Consider the following 17,125-nt stretch of genomic DNA (forward strand, 5'->3'; position numbering starts at 1 on the left):
CCTCGTCAGTCTGCAAACGTGGATGACCTATGGTGTGAGCAGCTTTGCTCCGTGTCGTGAGTCGGACTTCGCTCCGTGTCGGGTTGGCCGGTTGCTACGGCTGCAGGAGCTCTCGCTCGATGCGTTCCGCGACGGCGTCCCGCATCGGTCGCACGTCGTCTGGCGACCAGGAGGTCGGGTCAGGGAACGACCACTCCAGGACCGTGCCGCGTGGTTCTGCAGGCAGCTCAAGGCCGGGCTTCATAAGGACGACGATGTCCGCCTGTTCGAGTAGGTCGGGCGTCACGCGCCGGGGTATGCGTCCGGTGATGTCGAGGCCGAGCTCGTCCACGGTCGCGGCGATCGAGGGGTTCAACTCGTCGGCTGGGCTGATGCCGGCGGAGGTGGCCGTGTACCGGTCGGGTGCGGCGAGTTCGAGGAGTGCTGCGCCGAGCTGGGAGCGGCCGGCGTTGTGCTTGCAGATGAACAGGACAGTGGGCTTCGTGGTCATGGACGCAGGTTCGGTCAGTTGGTGCAGCACGAGGTGTTGCCGGTAGCCGAGTCAGGCGGAGTGCAGCAGGCAGCGTCCTCAGCTGCGGGAGTGGCAGTGGCGGCCGGGGTGGTGCAGCAGGAGCTGCCACCGATGTCGGTGGAGCAGACACCCGTTTCGGGGAGGACGAGTTCGAGCTGTCGGGCTCCGGTGTGGTCTCCGGCGAGTTCGGCGGCGATGGAGCGGACCTGCTCGTAGCCGGTGAGGAGCAGGAACGTGGGTGCGCGGCCGTAGGACTTCATGCCGGCGATGAAGAAGTTCGGCTCAGGGTGCGCAAGCTCCGCGACACCGTGCGGGGGAACAGAGCCGCAGGAGTGCAGGTTCGGGTCGATCAGTGGTGCGAGGGCTCGTGGTGCTTCGACGATGTCGTCGAGGCCGAGGCGGATCTCGCGGAGCATGTCGAGGTCGGGTCGGAACCCGGTCGCGTTCACGATCACGTCGACCCTCACCTCGAACGGCTCTCCGGCACGTCGGCCGGTGACGGTGACCTGGTCGCCATCGGGTCGGACGTCGTCGATCTCGAACGACGCGATCTGCTGCACCTGACCGGACTCGACGAGCCCGTGGACGGTGGAGCCGAGCTGCCCGCGGGCAGCGAGCCCGTCGGCGGCGTCCGCTCCGAGCCGGGCGGTGCCCGGGTTACGAATCGCCCAGAGCACGTCGGTACCCGGCGCGGTCTTGGCGAGGCTGGCGAGCTTGATGAGTGTGTTTGCCGCGGAGTGGCCGGCACCGACGACGAGGACCCGACGACCGGCGAACCGGTCCCGGTCTGCGCCGAGGACGTCAGGCAGCGCGTGGACGACCCGGTCGCCGAGGTCCGCGGCAGGTGCAAGCCCAGCGGCGGTGAGGGGGTTCGGGGACGTGTAGGTGCCGGAGGTGTCGACGACCGCACGCGCGGTGACGTCGTGTGTCCCGTGGGCGGTGTGGAGGCGGAGCAGGAATGGGGTGTCGGCGCGGCCGGTGGAGCGGGTTCGGTCCATGCCGTGCCGTGACACGGCTTCCACGCGGGTGCCGTACTGGATCACCGGTGCGAGCTGCGGGGTCGCAGCTAGGGGTGCCAGGTACGTGTCGACAAGGTCGTGACCTGTGGGCAGCGATGACGCCCGGGGCGTTTCCCAGCCGGTGGCTTCCAGGAGACGCTGAGCGGCAGGGTCGATGACGTATTGCCACGGGGAGAACAGGCGAGTGTGCCCCCAGGCGCGGACGCTGGTCCCAACCGTCGGGCCAGCTTCGTAGACGACGACGTCGAGCCCCTGCTCGAGGAGGTGCGCGGCGGCAGCGAGGCCGACGGGGCCGGCACCGATGACGGCAACGGGGAGCCCGGCGAGGCGGTCCGCGTCGGTGCGGAGTGGGACGGTGAGGGTGAGCGTCATGGTCTGCGGCTTCCTTGTCGGTTACGCGGTTGCTTCGGTGGGCAGCAGCTCGGCGAGGAGCGTCTGGACGCGGTGCTTGATGTCGTCGCGGATGGGTCGGACGTCGTCGATGCCGCGGCCGGCGGGGTCGGTGAGGTCCCAGTCCTCGTACCGCTTTCCGGGGAAGATCGGGCACGCGTCGCCGCAGCCCATCGTGATGACGGCGTCGGAGTCGCGGACGGCGTCGGTGGTGAGGATCTTCGGCTGGTTGCCGGCGATGTCGATGCCGTCTTCGGCCATCGCTTGGATCGCGATCGGGTTGATCTGGTCCTTCGGCTCACTGCCTGCGGAGAGGACCTCGACGCGGTCGCCGCCGAGGGCCTGGGCGTAGCCGGCGGCCATCTGGGAGCGGCCGGCGTTGTGGACGCAGACGAACAGGATCGTGGGCTTGTCACTCATGGGTGTGTGTCTTTCCGGGTTCAGTGGATGAGGGTGAGCCAGCCGGCGAGGGCGGCGAGGGTGATGGCGAGGACGGGGATGGTGAGGACGATGCCGGTGCGGAAGTACTGCCCCCACCCGATGTGGATGCCCTTCTTCTCCAGCACGTGCAGCCACAGCAGCGTTGCGAGGGAGCCGATGGGGGTGATCTTCGGGCCGAGGTCGGAGCCGATCACGTTGGCGTAGACCATCACGTCGTGCGTCAGCCCGGTCGCTCCGGCACCGCTGATGGCGAGAGCGGCGATGAGGACGGTGGGCATGTTGTTCATCAGGGACGCGAGGATCGCGATGGTGAACCCGACGCCGAGCGCGGTGACGAGGACCCCGTGGTCACCGAACACGTCGAACAGCGTCGCGAGGTGGTCGGTGAGGCCCTGGTTCTGGAGGCCGTAGACGACGAGGTACATGCCGATGGAGAACAGCACGATCTGCCACGGCGCCTCCCGGATCGTCTTCCACACCGGAATCACCCGCCCCGACGGCGCCCCTGCTCCGCCACCAGCGGCACGGACGGTGGCGGTGCCGCCGGTGGTAACGAGGACCGGTGCAGACGCAGTGCGGGCGAAGAGGAATGCAGGCTGCCGGGCGGCAACGAGCACGATCACGACGGCACCGACACCGGCGACGGCTGCGAGGGGGACGCCGAGTGGGTCGGCGGCGAAGTAGCCGACGAGCAGCAGTGCCAGGACGACCCAGCCGGCGCGGAACGTCGCTCGGTCCTTCACCGCGGCGGCGGGGTTAGTGAGGGCGAGGACGTCATACCGCTTCGGGATGCTCCTGCCGAAGTAGGCCAGCAGCATGCCGAGGGACGCCAGGACCGAGACGATGCCGACGGGGATCATGACGGCGGCGTACTCGGCGAAGCCGAGGTGGAAGTAGTCGGCGGAGACGATGTTGACCAGGTTCGACACCACAAACGGCAGACTGCCGGTGTCGGCGATGAACCCGGTGGCGAGGATGAACCCCAGCGCTGCCTTCTGCGGCATGTTCAGGGCTCGGAGCATCCCGACGACGATCGGGGTGAGGATCAACGCGGCACCGTCGTTGGCGAACACCGCGGCGATGACGGCGCCGAGGCCCACGATGAGGACGAACAGCAGCCGTCCGTTGCCGCGGCCCCAACGGGCGACGTGGAGGGCCGCCCACTCGAAGAACCCGGCCTCGTCGAGGATCAACGAGATCAGCACCACCGCGACGAACGTCAGCGTCGCGTTCCACACGATCCCGACCACTGTCGGGACGTCGGAGAGGCCAACGACAGTGGTGGCGAGGGCGACGACGGCGCCGATGAGCGCGGTGTAGCCGATCGGGAACCCCTTGGGCTGCCAGATCACCACCACGAGCGTCGCGACGAAGATCGCCGCAGCGACCACAGCCAGCACCATCAGGCGCTCACCCCAGCCTGATTCACTGCAGCCTGGTTCGCCGCTGCGGCGGCGCGTTCCCAGCCCTGCGCGGCGACCTGCACAGCGTCCCACGGGGACCCGAGCGGCGGCGTGTAACTGAGGTCAAGATCGATGACGTCGTCCACGGTGAGCTCCGCGTGGAGGGCGGTGGCGAACGTGTCGATGCGCTTGCTGATCTCCGCGGTCCGCTGCCCGACGATCTGCGCACCGAGGAGCCGCCCGGTGGCCTGGTCGCCGGTGACGCTGATCGTCAGCGGGACGGCGCCCGGGTAGTACCGCTTGTGGTCATCCGCGACCGTCACCCGCGTCAGCGGCGACACGTCCAGTGGGCCGGTCTCGTGCTGGCGGAGGCCGGTGCGGGCGGCGACGAGGTCGAACACCTTCACCACCTGCGTCCCCACCGACCCGGCGAACGTCTTCGAGCCGCCGAGCATGTTCTCCCCGGCGACGCGGCCCTGCTTGTGCGCGGTCGTCCCGAGGGGCAACCAGGTGGTGCCGAGGAGGCGGTGGTGCGTCACGACGCAGTCGCCAGCAGCCCACACATGCGGCACACCGGTCCGCATGGACGCGTCGACGACGATCGCGCCGGCCTGGCCGAGCTGCGCTCCGGCGGCGACGGCGAGATCCGTGACCGGGCGGACGCCGACGCAGACGACCACCAGCGCGAACGTGCCCTCCGTGTCACCAGACGCGGAGCCGGTGGCGACGCGCCACTGCCCACCGCCTGCCGGGGTGATCCCGGTGACGGTGGAACCGGTCAGCACGGTCGCGCCGTGGCGGCGGACCTCGGCGGTGACGAGGGAGCCGAGTTCTGGGTCGAGGGTGGAGAGCACTTCCGGGCCGCGCTGGATCAGCGTGGTGTCGAACCCACGGGCGACGAGCCCTTCGGTCATCTCCAGGCCGATGTAGCCGGCACCGACGACCGCGACCCGGCTCCCCGCCGGCAGCAGCTCGAGGGCAGCAACGACCTGCTCGGCGTCAGTCATGGAGTGCAGCAGGTGGATGCCCGGTTCCCCGAACGGCACGCCGGCCGGACGGACCGGTTCCGCGCCCGTGCCGATCAGCAGCTCGTCGTACGCGATCTCCTCGTCCCCGGTGGGGCCGGTGACGGTGAGGCGGCGCCCGTCGACGTCGACACTCGAGGCCCAGGTGGAGGAGCGGACGGTCATGCCGGCGGCCTCGAGATCAGCACGGGTGCGGTGCGCGAGGGACGCTTCCGTGGCGACGTCGCCGGACACCCAGTACGGGATGCCGCAGATGGAGAAGTTCGGGAACTCGTCCGCGAGCACCACCGTCACATCCGTCGACGGGTCGAGTTCACGGGCGCGGAGCGCGGCGGCGATGCCGGCGTCGCTGCCGCCGACGGCGAGGAGGTGAGTCATCAGGCTGGTCCTTCAAGGATCGAGCGGGAGCCGAAAGACGGCGCGTACATCGAAGCACGTCGATATCGATGAACGCAAATATAGACGCGTGTCGAAGTCCGTGGGAGGATGAGCCCATGACGATCGAGCTGCTTCCCATCCAGGACGTCACCGCGTGCTGCTCGCCAGTCACCACCGAGCCGATGGACCAGGCGTCCGCTGAGGTCCTGGCGAAGTCGCTCAAGGCGATCGCCGACCCGGCGCGGCTCCGGCTGATCTCGATGGTCGCCGCGCACGACGGCGCCGAGGCGTGCGTGTGCGACCTGCAGGAACCGCTCGGCCTGTCCCAGCCGACCGTGTCACACCATCTCAAGGTCCTCGTCGACGCCGGGATCCTCCACCGCGAGAAGCGCGGCACCTGGGCGTACTTCTCCCTAGTCCCCGGCGCCTTGGACACCCTCGCCGGGCTGATCACCGCCCCGACGAAGTAGCCCGACATGGCATCGCCACGGGTGCCGTCAGTGGTGCCCGTGAATGACGGCGCGGTCGACGCCGGCGCGTAGGACTGGAACCCCCCGTGCTCCCAGACGACGAAGAGTGGTGGACCAAGGAACGCGCTTGCCGCCACATCGGCATCACCGCGCGCACGTTCAACCGCTACATCGACGCAGGGGTGCTCGCCGTCAAGGTGAACGGAACCGTGTACGTGCAGAGAGGCCCGTTCCTGGCCGAGTACCGACGACGACTTGTCGCCCGCCGAGACTCGCGCTTCAAGAGCCAGCCGCCCGAAGAGCCCGACGATAGCCAGCCGCTCGGATCCGCGTAGTTGCAGGCCTGTCCGTTTCGGCAGTACGCTGAACCCGCGTCGAGCGTGTGCGCCCAAAAGCCGATCCCCACTGGGTCGGCTTTCTTCATGCCAGCTTCTGGCCGTACCATCGAGACGCTCGGGTGAAGTGCATCTCCTTCCGGAGTTGCGGTCACCCGCGACGCGCGCTACCACGCAGCAGAACTGCCTCATCAGCCGGACCCACTTGGGGCCGGCTTTTTTCATGCCCAGAATGAGGGTGAATCGCCCCTCGGTCTGGCGCAGCTTCTCCGCTCCTACGCACGGATGCCGTGAGCCGCCAAGTCCACCAGCGGCATTAGCGGCGCTGTCGGTCCTCATCGGCACCTCGAACCCCGCGCACCTCGCGCGGGCCTGGCGGACTTGGCCACGCCCTCAGGGAGGAAAGCCTGTGGCCGGTTTGTTCTGTGTCGTAGCTCTAGCTGTCAGATTCGTCGCGTAGCTCGCGACGTCGACGGGACTTACCGTTCGGTGCGCACGATTGCGGGCGGGGTCCAGCGCCCGTCGAGGACCTCGTCACCTGGCTCGTACATGCGCAGGACCGGACGGAATCGTCCCGCGGGGCTCGGCAACCAGTTCGCATCGGGCGACTCGGGCTGCTGGTGCGCGATGGTGACCGTGAGTGCACCGTCGGCGTCTTGGGCGACGTCCGGCGTGCGGTCGCCGATCGAGTAGCGGTTGATGGGGTTCGCGACGAGGAAGAAGTCCGGCACTCCGTACATCGTGAGTGACCAGAACGCACCCACCGGCGGCGGTGGTGCGAGGCGGAAGGTGTACTCGTGCGTGCCGTCGAGCTGGTCGCCGTGATCGTCGACGAACGTCATCACGTAGGCCGCTTCGTAGGCGTGGTTACCCCACAACCCGCCGAGCGCCGCACCGGCACGCTCGGCGTAGCGAACGGTCGGATCCTCGATGCGGAACCGCTCGTCGTCGAGCGCGCCGACCTCGAAAAAGTCGAGGTTGTAGTCGAACACGTGCAGCGTCATCTTCCAGCCGTTCACCTGCGGGCTGGAGCCGGACTCGAGGATCTGCCGCAGTCGGGCTGAGGCCCCCTCGAGTGCGGACGTCAGGGCCGCCACGGCGTCGTCGGGCAAACCAACGTACGGCGACGCCGCCGAATTCACGCCGAGCCCTGCGAAGGACCGTTGCACTGCGGCGTCACGCGGCGCCGGCGGGAACTGCTGCGACCAGACGCGGAAGCGCTCGAGGAACGCCAGCGCGTCCGGCACTTCCGGGTCGGGAACGGCCAGCCCGTGTGGTGCAGCATCAGGCGTGCGGGGAGTCAACGTCGTCGCGTCTTGGAGCGCGTGCACCGTCGGGAGGTCGGTGTCGCCGTCGACTGCCCACCGTCCGACGATGGAGGCAACCGTGGTCGGGAACCTGATGACCGTGTCGTCATCGTCAGGTTCGCCGTCCCAGTCCGGTGGCACGAGCAGGTAGTCGCCTGCGGCGGTGCCGGTGGCGCGGTGTCCGACGTAGGCGAAGTTGTTCGTCCAGGCATCGACGAACTGCAGCACGTAGTACCGCCCTGCCGTGTCGGGCACGTGCAACGTCACCGGCCCGCTGCTGAGGTCGACTTGAGCCATCGAGTAGAGCGTGTCGTTGTTGATCGTCACGAAGGTGTCATCGGGGCCGGCAAGGGTGCGTCCGTGACTGAATGTGTTGAACGCAGCGGCCGGTACTGCGCCGATGCCGTCCGTCGTGAACCGGAGCACCTGGAGCAGGTTGAACACCAAGGGGAACCCGTAGATGTACGCGTTCGTGACGAGCTGCACGTCGATGTCGCCTGTCAGGGGATCGTTCGATTCGGCCATGCCGCTGAGTCCATCCGCCGAGCCCGCCGAGGTCGCCACCCGAAACAGGTGGTCTTCCGTGCGGCGGCCGCCCAGCTGGTCGCAGGGAGTGCGGTGCAGATCACCACTCTCCTGGGGCGCCGGCCAGCGCAGAAGGCGGGGGCGAAGCTCGCCTTTAGAAGCCCCACCCCCTCGGCGCGGCACCTGACCGCCACCGTGACAGCGACAGTAGGCGGAGACCGCGGTAAGCGCGGCGACTGTCCACGAAGTTCTTGCCGAATGCCCGTCAGATGTGTCAGCATCGTCGTGCGTTCATAGTGCGCGCCCACAGCCGGTCCTCTGGATCGGCTTTTTTCATGCCCGGCCGCTCCGCTACTGTGAGACCCGCTCGGCACGCGTCTGCCCGGAATCTCCCGGGTGTCGCATCCGCTCTGTACGCTGACACTGAAGACAGCACGACCCTGCCTCTGGCCGGCCCTCTCGGGACCGGCTTTTTTCATGCCCTGATCTGAGTAGGGCATCCGTGGGAAGCGCTCGACGCTCCTGCTATCCGCCGCCGCACCTCGCTGCGCGTCGGCGCCCTCATGCCCCCACCCGAAGCCGGGTGGGTTCTGGCCACATCTGGCCAACCCCGAAGGAGGCATCATGCCCATCACCGACACGGTGGACATGCTGACGGCCTCCGGTGGTACCGCTGCCCTGACCGGCGTCATCGCCGTCGTCGGTGGCGTGCTCAGTGTCGTCCTGCCCAAGCAGGTCGTCGCACTGATCCAGCACGTCATCGATGTCATCGACGACCGCACGCTGGCCAAGGATCCCGAGCGCGCTCGCATCGTCGCAGACCTGCGTCGAGCACGCCGAGGGCAGAAGTAACCGCCGGCTCAAAAAGCCGTCCCTCATTCGGTCAGGAGAGCTCTGTCTGCCGGACGTATCAAAAACCTCCGATTCCGCTACAGCGGGCCGAGGTCGCGGTGAGACATCGGCGACAGCGGCGTGTCTTGTAGCGAAACCCAGTCCCGGAATCTACGTCCCGCTACTACCCCGTCCAACGAGTTTCGCTACGTTCTCTTCATGGGTCCTCGTTGTGAGCGGCAGCGCCTCATGGCCCGGTTCGGGCATCGTTCTTTGGCTTGTTAGCTGACGCCAATGACAAGAGTGCTGCGGGCGGCTTCGATGACGTCGTTGGTGATGACGTCGAGTTCGTTGATGCGGAGCACGCGTTGGATCTGCGGGAGGAGTCGTTCAAGGAGGCGGAAGTTACCGCGGGTGATCCGTTCGATGGCGGCGACGGCTTGGGCGTCGGTGAAGTCGTCAGGGTCGAGGGTGTGGCCGAGCTTTCGCCACTGGCGTTCGAGGACGAACAGCAGCTCGTCGTGGCCGAGTGGGCGGTACTGGTGTGCGAAGCCGAGACGGCTGTAGAGCTGCGGGTAGTGCGCGAATTGCTTCTCGATGCCGGGCATCCCGATCAAGATCAGCGCTGTGCCTGTGCGGTCGTACTGATCGCGGAGCCACTCGATCGCGGTGGCGGTAAGCCGTTCCGCTTCGTCGACGATGACGAGCTCGAGCTGGGACGGTGGTTGACCGTGGCGGTAGCTGACGGTGTGACCGATGAGTCGGAGGTGTTCCTCGACGAGGATGTTCGTGTGGCGTAGGTCGTAGTCGAGCTGGTCGCGAAGGGACCGCAGGGAAGCAGCGACCTGCGGCGTGTAGAAGACGGTGCGCGCTCGGTGGGCAGCGGCGTAGACCTTGAGGTCGCTTTCGGATCGAGGACCCCATTGCTTGATGAAGGGTCCGATGAGGTCCCAGTGTGCGTAGCGGCGGGCCGAGAGCGTCTTGCCGACGCCGGCGGCGCCGAAACAGATTCCGATGGTCTGTTGCTTGCGAACGGCGTCGGCGAACTCCGTGAATCGACGGTGTTCCTTGGTGACGACGAACTGGTTGGGCATCACTGGTCCTCCTCGTAGGTACGGAGCCTCCGTCGGCGCTGCTGAGATACGGGCTCGGACGGTGGCTCCTGCGCTGGCGGATGTTCGACGACAGCGATGCGTTCTTGGATCTGTCCGCGGAGCGCTCGGCGGTGCGCGTTTCTCGCGGCCTGGATCTGTTTGAGGGAGACGGTTTCGCTCTGGTGTTCCGGGTTGACTGCGGTGCAGAGGTAGATGTTGCGGTGGAACACGCGGATCTCGGTGATGTCTCGTGGGTCGTAGCGGATCGTCACTGTCGCCCCGACGAACGGTGCCAGTGTTGGTGACGTGTAGCGAAGGCCCTGGAAGCGGATGCCGTCGCGTTGCACGATCCGGGACGCCGGCACGGTCAGGAGAAATCCGTCGAGCTGTTCGAGGGAGTCGGGCATGCGGGCCAGCCAGCCGCCAGCGATCCATGCGTCCACCGGGGACTGTTTCGTTTCCCGGTGAATGCGAGTGTTGTAGCGGCCGATGAACGCCACGACAGCCGCATCGAGGCCAGCGAGGTCGAGGACTGGTGACGGAGCGGGCGTCTTCGTCGTCAGGTGGCCGGGCAGGCCGGTGAGCAGTTCCGTGTTGACGGTGCCAAAGAACCGCTCAATCTTTCCGCGGCCTTGCGGTCGACCGACTGCGGAGTGCACGATCCGAAGGTGCAGTGATCCGGCGGTTGCACTGAGTCGGTGGCTGGTGAAGTCGGACCCGTGGTCGACGTAGAGCACGTTGGGGATGCCGCAGATGGGCCAATCGGGTTGGACCTTGTGCCAGATCGCCTGCCGGAGAGCGAGCGCGGTGTTCGCCGCCGATGGCGCACCGAGGAACACCAGATACCCGCACACCGCTCGGGAGTAGTCGTCGAGGATGACGGTCAGCCAAGGACGAGCCGGCCTCCCGTCCGGGCCGACAATCAGGATGTCGAGCATCGTGTGATCGGCCTGCCAGACCGCGTTCGGCTGGTCCGCTCGACGCCGGAGGAGCAGCTCGTGTTTATCCCGGTACGATGCAGGCCCGTCGAGCGCCAGGGTCACCATCCCTGGGTCGAGAGCGCGCACGATGTTCTGCACGGTCGAGTACGACGGTGCATCGGCGTCGCGGCCAGCGCAGCGCTCGACCAGGCGCCGGTGGATGGTGGCGATCGAAGGTCGTGGCCGGGTCAGGGCCAGTGCCTCAACCAGAGCCACGAGATCCGGCGATGTGCGCCTGACCCCACGATCCAGGCGAACACTGTCGGAGAGCGCGTCGTAGCCGCCTGTTCGGTAGCGGGCGAGCCACCGCGTCAGGGTCCGACGCGGCACACCCGTTGTGCGGACGAGCTCGGCAAGCGGAATCGCGTCATCGACATGCAGTCGAAGGATTCGCCACCGCTCGTCCGCGTCCACGGTCGCTACATCGACGGGGAGGGCTTGGTGCGTCGAGCGGTCATGACCTCGGTGTGCTTCGCGAGCGTGCGGTAAATGGTCGTCCTGCTGACTCCGAGGACGTCTCCGATCTGCGCGACGGTCATGTCCTGCTGCTCGTACAACCGGCGCGCCGTTCGGACTTGGTCAGAGGACAGCCGCGGTGGACGCCCGCCGGTGCGGCCACGGGCGCGAGCCGCAGCAAGGCCGGCATTGGTGCGCTCCTTGATGAGGTCCCGTTCGAACTCCGCCAGGGCCGCGAACACGTGGAAGACGAGGCGGCCGCCGGGCGAGGTGGTGTCAATGGTCTCCTGCAGCGACCGGAATCCGACACCACGGTCCGCGAGGCCGTGCAGCTGGTCGATGAGGTGCCGGATCGAGCGCCCGAGTCGGTCGAGACGCCAGACGACGAGTGTGTCGCCGGGGCGGATCTGGTCGAGGAGCTTGTCGAGTTCTGGTCGGTGCTCGAGTGACCCAGACATGGTGTCGACGAATACGCGGAAGCAGCCGGCAGCGTTCAGCGCATCGACCTGCAATGACGCGTCCTGGTCGGTGGTGGATACACGCGCGTACCCGAGGAGGTGCCCCATGAAGAGAACGTAGCGAAACTCGACCAGGAGGGGTAGAGGCGACACGTAGATTCCGGGACTGAGTTCCGCTACAAGACACGCCGTCTCGCATATTGCCGGAGCGTCGGTTCGGACAGTTGTAGCGGAATGGTTCGTTATCGGCACATAGCTAGATCCGGGCTTTGCAGGGAGCCGCTGCGGGTGGTGCTCTCAACGATGGCGTCCGTTTGCCGGTGACGGGTGTGGCGTTGCCAGGACGGGGATGACGCGGGCGCAAGCGTGGAGGGTGAGGTGTCGCATGACGCTGTCGATGGCCATACCGCCGCTGGCGACCACGGCGCGGAGTTCGGGGAGCATCTCGAGCAGTCCGGCAAGTGAGCGACGGCCGCGCCCGATGTCGTCGGGTCGGACGGGAATCGGTGGTTCCCGCGAGGTGAGGGTTAGGCGCAGGATCTGGCGTCCCAGGAGTCCGGTTTCGGGCGGCCCGCTCGGAGCGGGGGTCGACGTGGTCGCGGGGAGGTCTTCGGTAGGTGCTGGCTGAGGCGAGGGGCAATATCGTGCACATGTGAGGTGGACACAGCAGCGGTGGGAACGGGTAATGCGGTGGCCGCTTGCGATCGCGGCGGGAGCGTTTCTTGCTGCGTATGCGGTGGAGGTGCTCGCCGATCATCACGGCCGCAGCGCGTTCGTGTCGGATGTTGTGATCAACGTCACGTGGGCGATGTTCGTGGTGGACTACCTCGTGACGCTCCTGTTGGCGCGTCATCGTGGTCGGTGGTTCGTGCACCATCTGGTGGACCTGGCCGCTCTTGCGTTGCCGTTCCTGAGGCCTTTACGGCTGTTGCGGCTCGCGCAGCTGTTCCGAGTCCTGCAGCGGAGCACCGGGGCTGCCGTTCGCGGGCGAGTGATCGTGTACGTGATTGTGACGACAGCTTTGCTGGTGTTCGTGTCCGCGTTAGCGATCCTCGATGTGGAACGGCATGCCGACGGCGCGACGATTGTGTCATTCGGGGATGCGCTGTGGTGGGCGTTGGTCACGATCACGACCGTTGGGTACGGTGATCTGACCCCGGTGACCGAGACAGGTCGGTTGATCGCCGCGGGAGTGATGATCAGTGGCATCGCGCTGCTGGGTGTAGTTACCGCGACAATCGCGAGCTGGATCATTGATCAGGTCGGTCGACGTGACGACGAAGCACAGATCGCGACCCGGCGTGAACTACGTGAACTGTCTGCCGAGATCCGGTCGCTGCCGGAGGAGCTGCAGCAACGTCGACCGCCGTCGGGTGAATGATTCCCTGCCACGGTGTCCAGATCGTTCCGTGGCGTCATAGTAAGAGTGAGATCGGGTCTTCAAGGAGGCTGGTGAGCGTCTGTAGGTATTGAGCGGCGAGGGCGCCGTCGATGACGCGATGGTCTGCGGAGAGCGTGAGGCGGATCCTGTGGCGGACGACGAGGTTGCCGTCGTGTACGGCAGCGTCCGCCGTCGCTGCTCCAACGGCGAGGATTGCGCTTTCGGGCGGGTTGATGATGGCGGTGAAGGACTCCGCGCCGAACATGCCGAGGTTACTGACGGTGAACGTGCCGCCGGTCATGTCGGCGGGTTGCAGTTTCCGATCCGCCGCACGGGCGCTGAAGGATCGGCTGGCGGCGCTGATGCTGCTGACGCTTCTGGTGTCGGCATGTGTCATGACCGGGACAACGAGGCCGGCCGGCGCGGCCATCGCGATCCCGATGTTCACTGCAGTGTGCTGCGTGATCGCAGGATCCGGGTCGTCTTGGTAGGAGACGTTGATGGCCGGGTGCGCGGCCAGGGCGAGGGCTGCGGCCTTGACGATGAAGTCGTTGAGGCTGACTTTCGCGGTGTCTTGTCTGATCCGTGATGCGTTCACCATGGTGCGCAGATCAATGAGGGCGTCAGCGTCGGCGACGGCGGTGACGGTGAAGTGCGGGATGGTGCGGGCGCTCTCGGTGAGTCGGCGAGCGATCACCTTCCGCGTCCCGGTCATCGGCGTCGTCACGTCCGCGTCGGTGTCTTGCTGATGGTGTGTGGAGGCGCTGCCAGGCACGGGGAGCGTTGCCGTCGACGGGACATCGTGCTCTAAAGCTGCAGCACTCTGGTCCGCGTCGATGATGGCTTCGACATCAGCCCTGACAAGGCGGCCGCCGGGGCCCGATCCGTGAACGGTGGCGATGTCGACGTGGTGTTCGCGAGCGAGTTTGCGTGCCAGTGGGGACGCGAACGCGATGTGCTCTGCCGGCGCGGGTATGCCTTCGGAGCGTTCACGCTGTTGCGGCTCCACGGGGGGATCTTCCGATGTGCGTGCGGGGTGGTCGTGCTCGGATGATGTGTCGAACGCGGGAGCGGGGACGAACGTTGGAGTGGTCGGCGATGTGTGCTCATCGGAGGGCGAGTCCGCGCGTTGGCCATCCGCCGGGCTGAGCGCGGGGCCGGAACCGTCGTCGAGCGTCGCGATGGGAGTCCCTATCGCAACGTTCTCTCCTTCGGGAACGAGGATCTCCGTCAAGGTGCCAGCGTCGTAGGCTTCGTATTCCATGGTGGCTTTGTCGGTTTCGATCTCGACGAGGATGTCGCCGACTTCGACGATGTCGCCGGGGTGCTTGTGCCAGGCGGAGATGGCGCCTTCTTCCATCGTGTCCGACAGCCGCGGCATGGTGATCTGGATCATCGGGACGTTCCGTTCCGGTCGGAGGCGCGCCAGCCGACCGCGTGGAGGGTTTCGTGGACGGCGGTAATCGCGTCCTCGAGCGCGGGAAGGGCCACCGTTTCGAGGGGCTTGGCGTATGGCAGGGGAACTTCGGCCATCGCGACGCGGCGGACTGGTGCGTCGAGGTCGTCGAAGGCGCCGTCGGAGATCGACGCGGCAAGCTCCGCGCCGATGCCGTAAGTGAGCCAGTCGTCTTCAAGGACGACCGCGGCGTGGGTCTTCCGCACGGAACGGATCACGGTCTCGCGATCGAGTGGGCGGAGGCTTCGCAGGTCGATGACTTCGGCGTCGATGCCGTCCTCGGCGAGCCGTGTTGCTGCTTGCCGCGCCAGGTGCGCGGTGCGTGAGTAGCCGATGAGCGTGACGTCAGACCCGACGCGGCTGACAGCGGCGCGACCAATTTCGACGTCGTCGACGTCATCGGGTACGTCGTCCTTGATGTTGTAGAGGGCGAGGTTCTCGAGGAACAGCACCGGGTCGTCGTCCCGGATCGACGCACGCAGGAGCGTACGTGCGTCCGCTGGGGTGGACGGTGCGACGACTTTCATACCGGGTACGAACGCGTAGTACAGCTCCACGTTCTGCGAGTGCGTTGCACCGAGCTGTTGACCGCCGCCACCTGGTGTGCGGATCACTAGCGGTACGCGGCTCTGCCCGCCGAACATGCCGTAGATCTTCGCGGCGTGGTTGACGATCTGATCGAGTGCGAGGAGGGAGAAGTTGATGGTCATGATCTCCACCACCGGTCGCAGTCCGAGCATCGCGGCACCGATCGCGGCACCGGTGAACCCTTCTTCCGCGATTGGGGTGTCGCGGACACGGCGTGGCCCGAACTCCTCGAGCAGCCCCTGAGTGATTTTGTACGACCCTTCGAATATCCCGATCTCTTCGCCGAGCAGGAGCACGTTCTCGTCCGCGAGGAGTTCCTCGCGGAGCGTCATCCGGAGCGCGTCCCGGTAGCTCATCACAGTCATCGGGTCTGCTCCTGACTTGTCGTGGCGGGATAGTTCGTGTCAGTGGGCGGTGGGAACAGCGGCTGTGCAGGGAGCCGGCGCGTGTCGTTCGGGACCGGTGTGGCGTAGGTGTAGTCGAACAGGGTGCTGGGGTCCGGGTGGGCGCTGTTCGCGGCGTAGTCCGCTGCCGCGGTGGCTGCAGCGATGGCGGCGGCGTCCATGGCGGCGGCGGCATCGTCGTCGATGATCTCTGCGGCGATCAGCGCCGCCCGGTAGGCGGCGACCGGGTCGTGCTCGCGGAGCGCTTCCGTTTCGCTGTCGGTGCGGTACTTCGCCGGGTCCACCACCGAATGGCCTTTCAAGCGTTCGGTGGTGAGTTCCAGCAGGAACGGCTCATTTCGACGCGCTGACGCGAGTGCGCGGGTCATCGCTTGCTGCACGGTGACCGGGTGCAGCCCGTCGGCGCGTTCGGCGGCCATCCGGTAGGAGGCAGCGCGCTTGTACAGTTTCGGTTCCGCGGAGGCGTGTTCGACGGTCGTGCCCATCCCGAGCTGGTTGTTGATGATGACGTACACGATCGGCAGATGCCACAGCGCGGCGAGGTTCAACGACTCGTGGAACGCGCCGATGTTCGTCGTCCCGTCTCCGAGCGTGCACACCACGACCTCGTCGCCGCCGCGGTAGTCGATCGCGAGGGCTGCCCCGGTGGCGAGCGGGATTTGCCCGCCGACGATCCCATAGCCGCCGAGGAGCCTCGCGGTGAGGTCGAACATGTGCATGGAGCCGCCCCAACCACTGGAAACCCCGTCGACGCGGCCGTACAACTCCGCCATCACCCGGTTCGGGTCGATTCCGCGGCCGATCGCGTACCCGTGCTCCCGGTAGTTGGTGAACAGGTAATCCATCGGCTGCATCGCGGTCGTGATCCCGGCGACCGCAGCCTCCTCGCCGAGATTCAGGTGGCAGTATCCACCGATCAGGGCTTGCGTGTAGGCGCGGGCGGCGCGTTCCTCGAACCGCCGCACTCGGAGCATCAAGGACAGCAGCTCAGCTTGTTGCTCTTCGGGGATGTTGTCGGGCTCTTGCGTCGGCGTTGTGCGGGAGGTCATAACGGTCTGCTGCTCCTTTGCGCAATTGCCCATCCGACCCGTAACGCATTCACGGCGCGGAGGTGTTGTTCGGCCCGGTGCCGACCGTTGGCCGGTGAGGGGTGTGGCGCGGCGATCACCGGTAGCACAGTCGGGGCGTCTGTCATGGTGAGGTACCGCATGACGCCGTCCAGCGCCGTGGCTCCGAAGGTGACGATCGCGGCCAGTTGCGGAAGCGAGGCAAGGAGCGTCGACAGCGCGGGGATGCTTTCCACCAGATCTGCTCGCGTGGGTCTTCTCGCGAGTTCCCACGGCACGATATTCCACCGCAGGTACGCCGTACGCGGCAGCCCAGATTCCGCACGCGCGCGCCTGAACGCAGCCACTGTCGGGCCGGGATTGTCCTCGCTGCAGATCGCACCCGCGCCGACCGCGATCGTGGCGGGACCGGGCGATTCCATCAGCACCAGGACCTGGGATTCGACCCCACCGGAGTGAGCGTCGAAGCCCGGCACGAATCGCCTGGTCCCATCCGGTGCGAGCCGCCACATCTCCGCCAACCCGTTCAGCGACCGAACATCCGCCGGTGCGAACGTCCGACCGGTGTCGCGCACAGCGGCGGCAGCATCACGTGGTGATCGCCGC

At 66.9% G+C, this 17,125-nt stretch carries 17 protein-coding genes; 4 read left to right on the top strand and 13 right to left on the bottom strand.

Going from position 1 to position 17,125, the window contains the following annotated elements; genetic code table 11:
* Positions 1-94: 94 nt before the first annotated feature.
* The 5 genes from EDF42_RS07575 to EDF42_RS07595 are packed head-to-tail and all read right to left on the bottom strand — an operon-like array spanning position 95 to position 5,167.
* On the bottom strand, positions 95-490 hold the full coding sequence (locus tag EDF42_RS07575; protein WP_123293750.1) for a low molecular weight phosphatase family protein: 396 nt from the start codon (positions 488-490) through the stop codon (positions 95-97).
* 14 nt (positions 491-504) lie between these two features.
* Complete coding sequence (locus tag EDF42_RS07580) at positions 505-1,902, bottom strand: FAD-dependent oxidoreductase (protein WP_123293749.1); 1,398 nt, start codon at positions 1,900-1,902, stop codon at positions 505-507.
* A gap of 21 nt (positions 1,903-1,923) precedes the next feature.
* Positions 1,924-2,340 (bottom strand): arsenate reductase ArsC, encoded by a 417-nt coding sequence (locus tag EDF42_RS07585; protein WP_123293748.1) that lies wholly within the window; start codon positions 2,338-2,340, stop codon positions 1,924-1,926.
* 20 nt (positions 2,341-2,360) lie between these two features.
* Positions 2,361-3,764: an arsenic transporter gene (locus EDF42_RS07590; RefSeq protein ID WP_185040820.1), complete on the bottom strand. Its 1,404-nt coding sequence runs from the start codon at positions 3,762-3,764 to the stop codon at positions 2,361-2,363.
* Positions 3,764-5,167, bottom strand: a complete 1,404-nt coding sequence (locus EDF42_RS07595) for an FAD-dependent oxidoreductase (RefSeq protein ID WP_123671921.1) — start codon at positions 5,165-5,167, stop codon at positions 3,764-3,766. The genes EDF42_RS07590 and EDF42_RS07595 overlap by 1 nt, the downstream gene beginning before the upstream one ends.
* Positions 5,168-5,283: 116 nt before the next feature.
* Between EDF42_RS07595 and EDF42_RS07600 the strand changes: the two genes are divergently transcribed.
* Together EDF42_RS07600 and EDF42_RS07605 are read left to right on the top strand one after the other, a co-directional pair.
* The gene (locus tag EDF42_RS07600) at positions 5,284-5,637 is read left to right on the top strand and encodes a metalloregulator ArsR/SmtB family transcription factor (protein WP_123293745.1); all 354 of its coding nucleotides are present in this window, start codon (positions 5,284-5,286) and stop codon (positions 5,635-5,637) included.
* An 86-nt stretch (positions 5,638-5,723) separates the two neighbouring features.
* Positions 5,724-5,972: a hypothetical protein gene (locus EDF42_RS07605; protein WP_123293744.1), complete on the top strand. Its 249-nt coding sequence runs from the start codon at positions 5,724-5,726 to the stop codon at positions 5,970-5,972.
* A gap of 479 nt (positions 5,973-6,451) precedes the next feature.
* On the opposite strand, the gene EDF42_RS07610 is transcribed toward EDF42_RS07605, so the two are convergent.
* Positions 6,452-7,804, bottom strand: coding sequence for a DUF1254 domain-containing protein (locus tag EDF42_RS07610; protein ID WP_123293743.1), 1,353 nt, complete (start codon positions 7,802-7,804; stop codon positions 6,452-6,454).
* Between the two features lie 624 nt (positions 7,805-8,428).
* Between EDF42_RS07610 and EDF42_RS07615 the strand changes: the two genes are divergently transcribed.
* Positions 8,429-8,656, top strand: a complete 228-nt coding sequence (locus tag EDF42_RS07615) for a hypothetical protein (protein WP_123293742.1) — start codon at positions 8,429-8,431, stop codon at positions 8,654-8,656.
* Between the two features lie 260 nt (positions 8,657-8,916).
* Here the strand turns inward: EDF42_RS07615 and EDF42_RS07620 are convergent, their stop codons facing one another.
* The 3 genes from EDF42_RS07620 to EDF42_RS07630 are packed head-to-tail and all read right to left on the bottom strand — an operon-like array spanning position 8,917 to position 11,731.
* Positions 8,917-9,729 (bottom strand): AAA family ATPase, encoded by an 813-nt coding sequence (locus EDF42_RS07620; RefSeq protein WP_123293741.1) that lies wholly within the window; start codon positions 9,727-9,729, stop codon positions 8,917-8,919.
* Entirely contained in the window at positions 9,729-11,123 is a 1,395-nt protein-coding gene (locus EDF42_RS07625; protein WP_123293740.1) for a Mu transposase C-terminal domain-containing protein, read from the bottom strand. The genes EDF42_RS07620 and EDF42_RS07625 overlap by 1 nt, the downstream gene beginning before the upstream one ends.
* A gap of 5 nt (positions 11,124-11,128) precedes the next feature.
* Positions 11,129-11,731, bottom strand: a complete 603-nt coding sequence (locus EDF42_RS07630) for a recombinase family protein (RefSeq protein WP_123293853.1) — start codon at positions 11,729-11,731, stop codon at positions 11,129-11,131.
* 544 nt (positions 11,732-12,275) lie between these two features.
* Between EDF42_RS07630 and EDF42_RS07635 the strand changes: the two genes are divergently transcribed.
* Positions 12,276-13,004: a potassium channel family protein gene (locus tag EDF42_RS07635; protein ID WP_243648839.1), complete on the top strand. Its 729-nt coding sequence runs from the start codon at positions 12,276-12,278 to the stop codon at positions 13,002-13,004.
* Between the two features lie 34 nt (positions 13,005-13,038).
* Here the strand turns inward: EDF42_RS07635 and EDF42_RS07640 are convergent, their stop codons facing one another.
* From EDF42_RS07640 to EDF42_RS07655, 4 genes are read right to left on the bottom strand one after another with little or no spacing between them, the layout of a single operon-like run.
* Positions 13,039-14,400, bottom strand: coding sequence for a dihydrolipoamide acetyltransferase family protein (locus tag EDF42_RS07640; protein WP_123671922.1), 1,362 nt, complete (start codon positions 14,398-14,400; stop codon positions 13,039-13,041).
* Positions 14,397-15,413 (bottom strand): alpha-ketoacid dehydrogenase subunit beta, encoded by a 1,017-nt coding sequence (locus tag EDF42_RS07645; protein WP_123293737.1) that lies wholly within the window; start codon positions 15,411-15,413, stop codon positions 14,397-14,399. The genes EDF42_RS07640 and EDF42_RS07645 overlap by 4 nt, the downstream gene beginning before the upstream one ends.
* Positions 15,410-16,501 (bottom strand): thiamine pyrophosphate-dependent enzyme, encoded by a 1,092-nt coding sequence (locus tag EDF42_RS07650; protein WP_200849223.1) that lies wholly within the window; start codon positions 16,499-16,501, stop codon positions 15,410-15,412. The genes EDF42_RS07645 and EDF42_RS07650 overlap by 4 nt, the downstream gene beginning before the upstream one ends.
* Complete coding sequence (locus EDF42_RS07655; RefSeq protein ID WP_159573342.1) at positions 16,498-17,094, bottom strand: uracil-DNA glycosylase family protein; 597 nt, start codon at positions 17,092-17,094, stop codon at positions 16,498-16,500. The genes EDF42_RS07650 and EDF42_RS07655 overlap by 4 nt, the downstream gene beginning before the upstream one ends.
* Between the last annotated feature and the right edge of the window lie 31 nt (positions 17,095-17,125).

It is taken from the genome of Curtobacterium sp. PhB172 (assembly GCF_003752545.1).
Lineage (GTDB): Bacteria > Actinomycetota > Actinomycetes > Actinomycetales > Microbacteriaceae > Curtobacterium.

What these genes read in the sequence shown, in the direction of transcription:
- EDF42_RS07640 (WP_123671922.1), bottom strand. Translation starts at nt 14,400, where the DNA reads ATGATCCAGATCACCATGCCGCGGCTGTCGGACACGATGGAAGAAGGC.
- EDF42_RS07630 (WP_123293853.1), bottom strand. Translation starts at nt 11,731, where the DNA reads ATGGGGCACCTCCTCGGGTACGCGCGTGTATCCACCACCGACCAGGAC.
- EDF42_RS07590 (WP_185040820.1), bottom strand. Translation starts at nt 3,764, where the DNA reads ATGGTGCTGGCTGTGGTCGCTGCGGCGATCTTCGTCGCGACGCTCGTG.
- EDF42_RS07575 (WP_123293750.1), bottom strand. Translation starts at nt 490, where the DNA reads ATGACCACGAAGCCCACTGTCCTGTTCATCTGCAAGCACAACGCCGGC.
- EDF42_RS07620 (WP_123293741.1), bottom strand. Translation starts at nt 9,729, where the DNA reads ATGCCCAACCAGTTCGTCGTCACCAAGGAACACCGTCGATTCACGGAG.
- EDF42_RS07600 (WP_123293745.1), top strand. Translation starts at nt 5,284, where the DNA reads ATGACGATCGAGCTGCTTCCCATCCAGGACGTCACCGCGTGCTGCTCG.
- EDF42_RS07645 (WP_123293737.1), bottom strand. Translation starts at nt 15,413, where the DNA reads ATGACTGTGATGAGCTACCGGGACGCGCTCCGGATGACGCTCCGCGAG.
- EDF42_RS07650 (WP_200849223.1), bottom strand. Translation starts at nt 16,501, where the DNA reads ATGACCTCCCGCACAACGCCGACGCAAGAGCCCGACAACATCCCCGAA.
- EDF42_RS07580 (WP_123293749.1), bottom strand. Translation starts at nt 1,902, where the DNA reads ATGACGCTCACCCTCACCGTCCCACTCCGCACCGACGCGGACCGCCTC.
- EDF42_RS07610 (WP_123293743.1), bottom strand. Translation starts at nt 7,804, where the DNA reads ATGGCCGAATCGAACGATCCCCTGACAGGCGACATCGACGTGCAGCTC.
- EDF42_RS07615 (WP_123293742.1), top strand. Translation starts at nt 8,429, where the DNA reads ATGCCCATCACCGACACGGTGGACATGCTGACGGCCTCCGGTGGTACC.
- EDF42_RS07595 (WP_123671921.1), bottom strand. Translation starts at nt 5,167, where the DNA reads ATGACTCACCTCCTCGCCGTCGGCGGCAGCGACGCCGGCATCGCCGCC.
- EDF42_RS07585 (WP_123293748.1), bottom strand. Translation starts at nt 2,340, where the DNA reads ATGAGTGACAAGCCCACGATCCTGTTCGTCTGCGTCCACAACGCCGGC.